The organism is Paenibacillus timonensis, assembly GCF_022427145.1.
Taxonomy (GTDB): Bacteria; Bacillota; Bacilli; order Paenibacillales; family Paenibacillaceae; genus Fontibacillus; species Fontibacillus timonensis.
In genome coordinates this window covers 1-9,741 of sequence record NZ_JAKSXN010000101.1, presented here as the reverse complement: position 1 = coordinate 9,741, position 9,741 = coordinate 1, and the positions used below count along the sequence as shown (strand labels likewise).

Below are 9,741 nucleotides of genomic sequence, written 5' to 3'. Positions count from 1 at the left end.
CCGGAAAGGGGCGGCTTTTTTTGCGTTCGCGTAAGGTTCAATCCAGGGAGGTTCGGGGCTGCTCGGCGTCAGACAGGGCGCGAGCAGTTTTGGGGCGGCGTAGCAGCCAGGCAAGGCTAAGGCCGAAACCTAGCAAGGCAAGAAACGTTCCTCCGGCAAGACCCAAGGTTCTAGGCGTCATCGCCTCCAGCAGGAAACCGGAAGCGAGCATGGTTACGCCCATCACGGTATTTTGCAAAGTAGCCAAGCCGCCGAAGAATCGGCCCTGCCATTCGTTTGGAACCAGCTGCATCAGGACCGTTTCGTTACAGGCGTTGCCCACGCTCGTGATGACCGCCGAGATGGCCAGCAGCAAAAGGAGCAGGAGAAACGAAGGCGATTGGCTGCCCATCACTTGAAAAACCCCCTCGAGCGATAGTGCCAGGACAGCGACCGTCCGCATATGGCGGGCCATTCTGCCGGCGAGCCCGGAGCCGATCAACATCCCGGCCCCCAGTGCCCCATAGAGCAGCCCGATGCCGATGTCCCCCATATGGAACACTTCGGCGGCGTAGACGCTGATCAGCACGTTAAATATCCCGTCCCCGATCGGCCAAACGGCAAAGACGATCAGCATGATCCGCAAAAAGAAGGACTGGCTTACCAGCCGACGGATATCGAGGGTCCAGTGAGTCGTGGGCTTTGGCTTCGACTTGACGGCACTCGGTTCTGCTGCTGAAGGTTGCCCGGCTGGATCCAGTCGAAGGAGCAGCAGGCCGGAGACCAGGAAGGACGCGGCGTTCAGCGCAAAAGATACCTGCCCGCCTATCGCAGCTGCGAGGATGCCGCCCGTGACGGAGCCGCCGATCAGCACGAACCCGACCATGGCCTGCTCCAGGCTATTCACCGCCAGCAGATGATCGCGGCGTACGAGCCGGGGAATCAGCGACATGCGGGCTGGGGCGTAGATGGCTTCGCCGGCGGACAAAGCAAACGAGCTGACGTAAATGATCCAGACGTCTCCGGAATCGTGGACCAGGAGCGGAGTCAACGCAAAGAGGAGCCGAACGGCATCGGTGAAGATCATGATCGTTTTTTTGGAAAAACGGTCGGCGAGCCACCCGCCAAGCGGTCCGAAGACAAGGTATGGAAACAGGCGGACCGCAAAGGTGATGCCGATAGCCAGCCCCGATCCGGTCAGGGATAAAAGCAAGCCGAGGACGGCGACTTGACTGAACCGGTCGCCGATGCCGTTGACCAGTCCGGCCGCAAACAGACGGCGGTAGGAAGGTTCCTGGCGCAGGATTCGTAAGGAATTCATGGGATGTGGCCACTCCTTTTATTGAACAATGAATGTTATACCTATCTAATTAAATGAACATCTAATTAATAGGGCAAAAAAAGGCAACAAGGCCAAAGGCGATGCCTCGTTGCTCGGCGGGTTCAACCCGCTGCGATTAGGATGAGCTCTTGCCCCAGAGTTCCGGCGGGTTCAGCTCGTAAATGTCATTTTCCCGGTACATGAAATGGTTCATGATAAACTCGCGGCGGATCGTGGCGTAATCCTCGTGATAGCTCCGGATGTATTCGTTGATCTCCTTTTCCGCATATTTGCGGTGCGGCTTCAGGCCCTTGACGAGGCGCTCGAGCACGATCAGCTTCTTCTTGCGTTGGGCCGGCAGATGTTTCAAGGTGCCGTCCTTATTGAAGAAGTTCTCCAGGACCGCGGCTTTGCGCGCTGCTTCTTCGTGCTTGTCCTCGGCCGCAGGAAGTGCCTTGCCGATTTTCAAAATCGCTTGAGCCTGAAGGGTGAGGCTTTTCTCGTTCAAGTAAAAATAGATCGTATTCTTGTCGCGGCGCTCGTAAACCAAATCCGCTTCCCGCAGCTTGGTCATGTGATGCGTGATCGTCGGTGGCGTGACGCCAAGCTTCCCAGCAAGCGCCTGACCATGCAAAGGGCCGCTCTGAAGCAACGCGATAATGCGGATGCGGGTTACATCCCCCACCGCTTTATGGAAATTGACCAACCGGTCTAGCTGCATCTTCATCCCTCACTAATTCGATACTTATATAATTAGATGACCGTATTATTCCATGCGCGGGTGCTTTTTGTCAAGGGAGAACAAAAAAATACGGCGAAATCCACTTGGGATCTCACCGCTGTTATAGGTAAAGTCACGACATTAAACCAGAAGGGTACGGGAAACGATAACGAGCAAGATGAACAGCACCAGAATAGCTCCCGTCGAAGTGAAGCCTCCTCCGTAGATTTCACCCATTGTTATTCCTCCCTTGCGTCAGGATAGGGTTCCCGTTTGATCACGAGATAGTACATTCTATGCTGCCGGTGGCGTCCTTGTCTGGACTAACGCCCTGATTGGGGATCAAAAGGGCTTAATGCCGCAGGCCCTTGGGCAGGTGGTTCTTCAACTGCCCGCCGCTGGCTTTGCCCCAGCCCAGCGGGTATTGGCCGTCGCCGCAGGCGAGAGTCACGAGGTGCCAGCCGCGCAAGGAGGCGGGCACCTCCAGCGTCTCGCCGCGCAAGTAAGCGGCGGCGAGGGGCGAATCCTCGCCCAGCGTCCATACGCGCGGGGCGGCTTCGGCTGCGCCAAGCGCCATGGCCAGCGCGTGGGCGGGCTCGAACCGGCCTTTGCGGACGTCGCCGAGGTGCAGCCCGGCGCGCGGGACTTTCAGGCCGGTCAGGTGTTCCGGCGTCAGCGCCAAGCCGCCGCTAGCCGGCAGCAGGTACAGCGCCTCGCCGAACAGAAGCGGGGTGCCGCCGGCGGGAGGCGCGAAGGCCGGCAGCTCGTCCGCCGACCAAGCGCGGAAGCTGTCCCAGGCCGCGGCAACGCTGCGCTCCGCCGGGCCGGAGCGGCCTCCGCGCCCGCGTTCCCGCTCGCGTCCGCCGCGGCGAACGGCGTCCGCGCCGGCACCGACGCGCCCTATGCTGTCGGAAGCTATCGCGCCGCCCTTTTCCTCATGATCCCGTTCAATCAGCGCGACGTAATGGCCTTCGCCCTGCTCGCGGTGCGGCCAGATCCGCTTCTCGGCGATCAGCCGCAGGAACGGATATTCCGCCAGCAGGCGGGCTATGGTGTCCTCGTTTTCCCGGCGGTTAAACGTGCAGGTCGAGTAAGCGAGGCGGCCGCCGGGCTTCAGCATCGCCACCGCGTCCTGCAGGATGTCCCACTGCCGGGCGGCGCAGAGCTCCACCGCCTCCGGCGACCATTCGCGGATCGCCTCGGGGTCCTTGCGGAACATGCCTTCGCCCGAGCAAGGGGCGTCCAGCATGATTCGGTCGAAAGCAAGCGGGAAGCGGCCCGACAGTGCCGGCGGCGCCGCCTGCGTCACGACGGCGTTCCGGATGCCGAGCCGCTCCACGTTCTCCGCCAGAATGCGCGCGCGCTGCGGGTGGATCTCGTTGCTGATCAGCAGGCCTTGTCCGGCCATTTTTCCGGCGATTTGGGTCGTTTTGCCACCCGGCGCGGCGGCCAGATCCAGCACCGTATGGCCGGGCTGCGGATCCAGCAGCTCCACGGCGGACATTGCCGACGGCTCTTGAATATAATAGAGACCGGCAGCGTGGTAGGGATGCTTCCCCGGCCGGGTCGATTCCTCGTAATAATAGCCCGTGCCGCACCAAGGTACCGGATGCAAGGCAAACAACTCCGCCAGCTTGTCTGCTGCCGGAGAGGCCGGGTCGATTTTCAGCGTATTCAGTCTCAGTCCGTAGGTGCGGGGCGCGGCATAGCTTGCCAGAAACGCCTCCGTCTCGGCCGGGCCGAGCACGGCCGCCACCGCTTCAAGGTAAGCGGACGGCAGGGATGGAATGGTCATGGTTGCTGCTCCTTCCGAATAAGAAAAAGGCCATCGGAGGCCGGATGATCTATACTTCAGCAGTTTATCATATCGCTTTTTATTCTCAAAAGGGGAATGGATGTTCCTTCCTGCCTATGGCATAATGGAACAAGAAGCGGACTTTATCGCAAAATCGTAAACGACATGCAAAGGAGAACCTCAATGAAACTGCTGCAGGCTTTATTTTTTCCGCCGGAACAGCCCGGGGGCGTATCGTCGATGATTCCGTACCTGCAAGATCGGTTTAATCCTCCCCATTGGGAGATGGAGTTGTTTTCCCTGCCGAAACGGATCCGTTCGAAAGGGAGCGATCCCGTTATTTTTCATACCTTTGATTGGCAGCAGTACGGGGACAGCCCGATCGTGCAAAAATACGTGCAAACCTATCGCGATTACTTGTGGTGGACCAAGCTGCGGTTGAAGCAGCCATACGATGTGATCCATTCCCACCATCCGATCGCGGGGCTGGCGATGAAGGAAGTGTTTCCGCAAACCCCGGTCATCCAAAGCATTCACTCGAGTTACGAAAAAGAACTCATTTTAAACGGCCGCATCCGGGAAAACGGGCCCGAGCACCGGTTCCTTACGTCGCTGTATCGCGAGCTGGAGCATCGCGCCGACCGGCTGTATACCGTATCGCAATCGTTTGCCGATTATTTGGCGCCGTACGTGGAGGATCCCGCGGCCATCGGCGTAATTCCGAACGGGTTTGACGAGAAGCGGTTTAAGCCGATTCCCCATGATAATGAAGTCGCCCAGCTGGTCACCGTCTGCCGCCTCGTGCCGGCCAAAGGGCTGGATACGTTGCTGCATGCCTGCGCGGAGCTGAAGAAGCGCGGCCATAACTACGTGCTGCACATCATCGGCGACGGTCCGATCCGCCAGGAGCTGGAGCAGTTGGCGCAGCGGTTGGGGATATATGACGAGACGATATTTTACGGGTACACGCTGCATCCGGAGGAATTTATGCCGTTCTTCGACATATTTGTGTTGCCGTCCCGGGCGGAAGCGTTCGGTTCCGTGTTTGCCGAAGCCGCGCTTTGCAGCCTGGCGCTGGTTGGAACCCGGATCGGCGGGATTGCCGAGCAAATCGAAGACGGCGTGAACGGCCTCCTGGTGCCGCCGGAAGATGCCAAGGCCTTAGCCGAAGCGCTGGAGAAAGTCATCGTTGACCCGGATTACCGTTACCAGTTGGCCCGCAGCGGGTCGGAAAAGGCCAAAGCCCAATACTCGCTGAACCGGGTCGTGCATGAGCTGAAGAAGCTGTACCTGCAATTCAAATAAGGAAAGAGTTGTTGCACGAATGAAAGCCTTTCGTTTTCTTCACGCGGCCGATTTGCATCTGGATACCCCCTTTTCGGGAATGTCCGGCGTGCCGGATCGGCTGCGCGGGTTATTGCGGGAATCGACCTTCGCCGCATTTGACCGGCTGGTCCGGCTCGCCATCGAGGAAGCCGTTGATTTCGTTGTGATCAGCGGAGACATTTACGACGCGTCGGACTCCTCGCTGCGTGCGCAGCTGCGTTTGCGCGAAGGCTGGGACAAGCTGGGGGAGTACGGCATCCCGGTTTATCTGATCCGGGGCAACCATGATCCCTTGTCCGGACGGAAGCTCCGGTTGGCGCTGCCCGAACATGTGACGGAGTTTGGCCCCCGAGTGGAAAACGTGACTGCCGTACGGCGAAGCGACGGGGAGCCCGTAGCGCTGCTGACCGGGATCTCTTATCCGACCCCGGCGGTGCATGACAATTTGGCTTTGCAGTACCGGCGCGAGCCGGGCTCGGCGCTCTACCACATCGGGCTGCTGCATGGCAACGTGGACGGCCAAGAGGGGCATGACGCTTACGCGCCGTGCTCGCTCCGCGATCTGCAGACCTCGGGATATGACTATTGGGCGCTCGGCCATATCCATAAGCGGCAGATTCTCAGCGAGTCGCCGTGGGTCGTCTATCCCGGCAACATTCAGGGCCGCAGCTTGAAGGAAGCCGGCCCGAAGGGCTGCTATCTCGTCGAGGTGGCGGAGAGTGGGGAAACCCGGTTAACGTTTCGGAGGCTCGATCAGGTGCTGTGGCTGGAGAGCCGCCTGGCGATCGACGGGCTGGCCACGGAAGAAGCGTGGAAGGCCAGCGTGGAGGAACGGCTGGACGAGCTGAGGGAAGCCGAACCCGGCCGAATCACGGTGGTCCGGCTTACGTTCAGCGGACGGGGGCCGTTGCACGGGCTCCTTCAATCCGGACCCGAAGCGTCCGAGCTGCTTCAGGAGCTGCGGCGCAAGGAGAGCGCGCGGCTGGAGGAAGCCGGTTTCTCTGCGGCGGATGCAGAGGGCTTACTGCCGGGCGAAGGGATCGTCTGGCCGGCAGGTTTTAAGCTGGAGACGGGTATGGAGCTGGACCGCGAGGGGCTGCTGGAGGAGGACAGCTTCCTCGGCGAGTTGTTTCGACTGGGTGACCGGACGGCGGCGGAGCCCGAAAGCGTGGCTGAATTAATCGGCACTGCGCTGGCCCCGCTCTCGGACAACCGCCAGCTGCGGCGTTTGCTGCAGGAGCTGGACTCGGAGGCTAGGCAGGATCTGTTGCGCCGGGCCGAGGAGCTGGCGGCGGCCCTGCTGAACGAGGATTCGCAACCGCCGCGGGAAGGGAGAGGAGCTTCATGAAGCTGGAACGGATGCAGATCAGCGGCTTTGGCCGCCTCAATGGGCTGGACGTGGAGCTGCCCGGCCAGGTTACGGTGCTGCACGGTCCCAATGAGGCGGGAAAAAGCACGCTGCTTGGCTTCGTCCGGGCGATGCTGTTCGGCATCCCCTCCCGGGCGGTGGCCGCCGAGCGGTATGAGCCGCTGCGGGGCGGAGCGCACGGCGGGGCGTTGACGATCCAGGGCGACGACGGGGCGCGCTGGATGATCGAGCGTTACGCGCAGCCGCCGGAAGGGCGGAATTTGCCCGGCACGCGCGGCGACCGGCTGCGAATCACGCGCAGCGACGAGCGCGGCGAAGTGCGGGAGGCGACGCAGGAGGAGATGCAGCGGGAGCTGCTCGGCGGCATGTCCAAAGCGATGTTCAAGCAGCTCTTCGCCGTGTCGTTGACGGAGCTGCAGGAAGTGGGCGCTTTGCAGTCGGAGGAGCTCAGCCGCTACCTGTTCCACGCCGGCATCGGCGGCGGGGCCGCGGTGCTGCGCGGGGAGAAACGATTGGTCCAGGACATGGACAAGCTGTACCGGCCGCGCGGGCGAACGCAGGAGATCGCCCAGCTCCTTCAGGCGGTGGAGCGGCTGGAGCGCGAGGCCGAGGCGGCCAAAGCGCTGCTGCCGCGGTACAACGACGTGTTGGAGGAGCTGGATCGGCTGGCCGCGCAGTTGGCGGAAGCCGAAGCGGCCCGCGCGGCGCAGGGCCGGGAGACGGCCCGGCTGCAGAAGGCGGCGGCCAGCCGGGCCGATTGGCTGCAGCGCGAGGCGCTCCGCGCGGAGCTGGCGGCGCTGCCGCCGGTCGCCCGCTTCCCCGCGCAGGGGACGGCGCGCTGGCAAACGCTGCAGGCGGAGCGCGAGCGCCTGGAGCTGGAGCGCGGCGAGTGGGCCCGGCGGCGCGAGGCGCTGCAGGCAGAGCTGGCGCGGCATCGCCCGGACGCGGCGATGCTGGCGCAGGAGCCGGCGCTGCGGCAGCTGGCCGGCCGCCTGCCGGGTTACGAGGCCCGGCAGGACGAACTCGCGGAGCTGGCGGCGGAAGCGCTCCAGCTTGAGGGGCGGCTGGCCGAGTGCCTGCGCAGCATCAACCCGGCATGGGGCGCGGAGGAGCTGCGCGCTTTTGCCGGGACGGTTGGCGAACGGGAGAGCGTTCGCCGGTTTGCGTCGCGGTTCGCCGCGTACGACAAGGAGATGGAGCTGCTGCGGAGCGAGCGCGCCAAGCTGGAGCGGGCCGCGGCAACCGCGGAGAAAACTGCCGCGGCGATGGTCGCGCGGGTCGAGAACAGCGCGGCGGAAGGGCGGCGGCAGTTCGCCATGCTGGTCCCGCAGCAACCGAGCGAAATTCGCGCGCTCTGGACCGAGCTGCGCGGCGAGCTGGACCGCTGGCGGGAAGGCCAGGGCCGGCAGGCGTCCGAGCAGCGGGCGGCTGACGCCAAGGCGCTGGCCGCGGCCCAGATGCGGGCGCTGTACCGCAAGCTGCTCGCCGGGAGCGGCGCGCTGACGGTGGCGCTGCCCGTCATCCTGTGGCTCACGGCGGACGCGCCTTGGGGCGCCGTGGCCGCGGCAGCCGTGCTGCTCGGCCTGGACGCCGCGTTGGCGCTGGCCGCCTTCCACAGCGCGTCGCCTGCCGGCTCACGGCGGCAACGCCGCGGCTCGGCCGCGTTCGGCGCCGGGGAGGACGCCGGCCCGGAAGCGCGCCTTGGCGCGCTGCTGTCCCGGCTCGTCCGCCATCCCCAAAGCGCCGCGGCCGCTTCCCGGTCGCGCAGCGGGGCCGCCCCTTCGCCCGGTCCGATGGACTGGGACGAAGAGGAGCGGCAGCTGCGCCGGCTGATGGAGGCGTGGCTGCTGTGGGATCAGCGCCACGCCGCGCTTGAGGGCGAGGCAGACGCCGCCCTGAACCAGGCATCCGCCGTCCGGGACGAGCTTGCGGCCACCGAGCGCGAATTGTCCCGGCGCGAAGGGGCTTTTGACGAGCTAGCCGGGGAATGGGAAGCCTGGCTGGCCGAGCGGAGCTTGTCCGCCGATCTGTCCCCGGAGGCGGCGTCGGACGTGTTCCGGCTCGCGGAGCAAGGTCGGGACTGGCTGGCCCGCATCGATGGCCTGGCGGCCAAGATGGCCGGGCTGCGAGCGGAGAATGAGCGGTTTGAGCAGGAATGCTTGGCTTATGGAGAGGTTGATGCAAAGCCAGGGCAGGCAGCCGAAGTTCTGCGCGAGGCGTTGATCCAGCTGGACGGTGCGCTCGAAGTGAAAACTCGGCAGGACCATCTGTCCGCCAAGCTGCTGCCCTTGGAGGAGGAAGGACAGCGTTTGGACGACCGCCTGCGGCAGGTGCTTGAATCGGAGCAAGCGCTGCTCGCCGAAGCCGGCGCTGCAGACGGAGAGGAGTTTCTGCGCCTGGACGCAGTGCGGGAGCGGCGGGAGGCTTTGGAGCGTGACCTGCGGCAAGTAGAGCTGATGTTGTTCGCTGGGCTGGATGAAGGCAAGCGGGACGAATTGGAGCAGCTTTTGCAGACGACGGAGGAGTCGGAGCTGCGGCAACGCCTGGAGAAGTCGGAGCAGGATTTGCGGCAAGCGGAAACGCTGCTGGGGCAACTGCAGGAGAAACGGGGACGCCTGCTGCAGGAGCAGGAAAATTTAGCGGCCCGTTGCCGGAGGGACGATCTAGTGCAGCAACTGGAGGAACAGCGGGCGGCCCTTGGCGATCGTCTCGATCAGTATGCGGTCATGGCCGTATGCCATGAATTGATCGGCCGTGCGCGTAAGGTTTATGAAGAAGAACGGCAGCCGGCGGTGCTGCAGGCGGCCTCGGGGTACTTCGCGGAAATGACCGACGGCACCTACCGGCGCATCGTCATGAAAATGGGTACCCAAGAGCTGATGGCGGAACATTCGGAGCTTGGGCCGCTTGAAAGCACGCTTCTAAGCCGGGGAACAGCGGAGCAGCTGTACCTGGCGATGCGGTTGGCCTTGTCCGAAGCGGTATCGGGGCATGCACCGCTGCCGCTATTACTAGACGACCTGTTCGTCAATTTCGACGAAGGTCGCCTCGAACGGGCTTTGTCGGTATTGCGGACGGTTGCCGACCGCCAGCAGATCATCATGATGACCTGCCATGAGCATGTCGTTCGGCGCGTCCAAACACTGCTTCCGGCAGCAAACATCATACGGATGTAGGCAATTCACGCTGTCAGGGAGCCGAAGTTGCCTGAAGACCCCCGGGGTTAGCCC

The 9,741-nt window shown here is 63.3% G+C and carries 7 protein-coding genes; 3 read left to right on the top strand and 4 right to left on the bottom strand.

Going from position 1 to position 9,741, the window contains the following annotated elements:
* Positions 1–37: 37 nt before the first annotated feature.
* The 4 genes from MJ257_RS23780 to MJ257_RS23765 all read right to left on the bottom strand — a co-directional run bounded on the left by MJ257_RS23780 (position 38) and on the right by MJ257_RS23765 (position 3,816).
* On the bottom strand, positions 38–1,300 hold the full coding sequence (locus tag MJ257_RS23780; RefSeq protein WP_240271638.1) for an MFS transporter: 1,263 nt from the start codon (positions 1,298–1,300) through the stop codon (positions 38–40).
* Between the two features lie 136 nt (positions 1,301–1,436).
* Positions 1,437–2,021 carry a DUF2087 domain-containing protein gene (locus MJ257_RS23775; RefSeq protein WP_240271640.1) on the bottom strand — a complete coding sequence of 195 codons (585 nt, stop codon included), beginning with the start codon at positions 2,019–2,021 and terminating at the stop codon, positions 1,437–1,439.
* Between the two features lie 141 nt (positions 2,022–2,162).
* On the bottom strand, positions 2,163–2,258 hold the full coding sequence (locus tag MJ257_RS23770) for a sporulation protein YjcZ (RefSeq protein ID WP_193415011.1): 96 nt from the start codon (positions 2,256–2,258) through the stop codon (positions 2,163–2,165).
* Between the two features lie 115 nt (positions 2,259–2,373).
* On the bottom strand, positions 2,374–3,816 hold the full coding sequence (locus MJ257_RS23765; RefSeq protein WP_240271636.1) for an RsmB/NOP family class I SAM-dependent RNA methyltransferase: 1,443 nt from the start codon (positions 3,814–3,816) through the stop codon (positions 2,374–2,376).
* A 183-nt stretch (positions 3,817–3,999) separates the two neighbouring features.
* On the opposite strand from MJ257_RS23765, the gene MJ257_RS23760 reads away from it, so the two are divergent.
* Genes MJ257_RS23760 through MJ257_RS23750 form a run of 3 tightly spaced genes read left to right on the top strand, consistent with a single transcriptional unit; the run spans position 4,000 to position 9,687 of the window.
* Positions 4,000–5,121, top strand: coding sequence for a glycosyltransferase family 4 protein (locus tag MJ257_RS23760; protein WP_240271635.1), 1,122 nt, complete (start codon positions 4,000–4,002; stop codon positions 5,119–5,121).
* A 19-nt stretch (positions 5,122–5,140) separates the two neighbouring features.
* Positions 5,141–6,490, top strand: a complete 1,350-nt coding sequence (locus tag MJ257_RS23755) for a metallophosphoesterase family protein (protein WP_240271634.1) — start codon at positions 5,141–5,143, stop codon at positions 6,488–6,490.
* The gene (locus tag MJ257_RS23750) at positions 6,487–9,687 is read left to right on the top strand and encodes an AAA family ATPase (RefSeq protein ID WP_240271632.1); all 3,201 of its coding nucleotides are present in this window, start codon (positions 6,487–6,489) and stop codon (positions 9,685–9,687) included. The genes MJ257_RS23755 and MJ257_RS23750 overlap by 4 nt, the downstream gene beginning before the upstream one ends.
* The last annotated feature ends 54 nt before the right edge of the window (positions 9,688–9,741 follow it).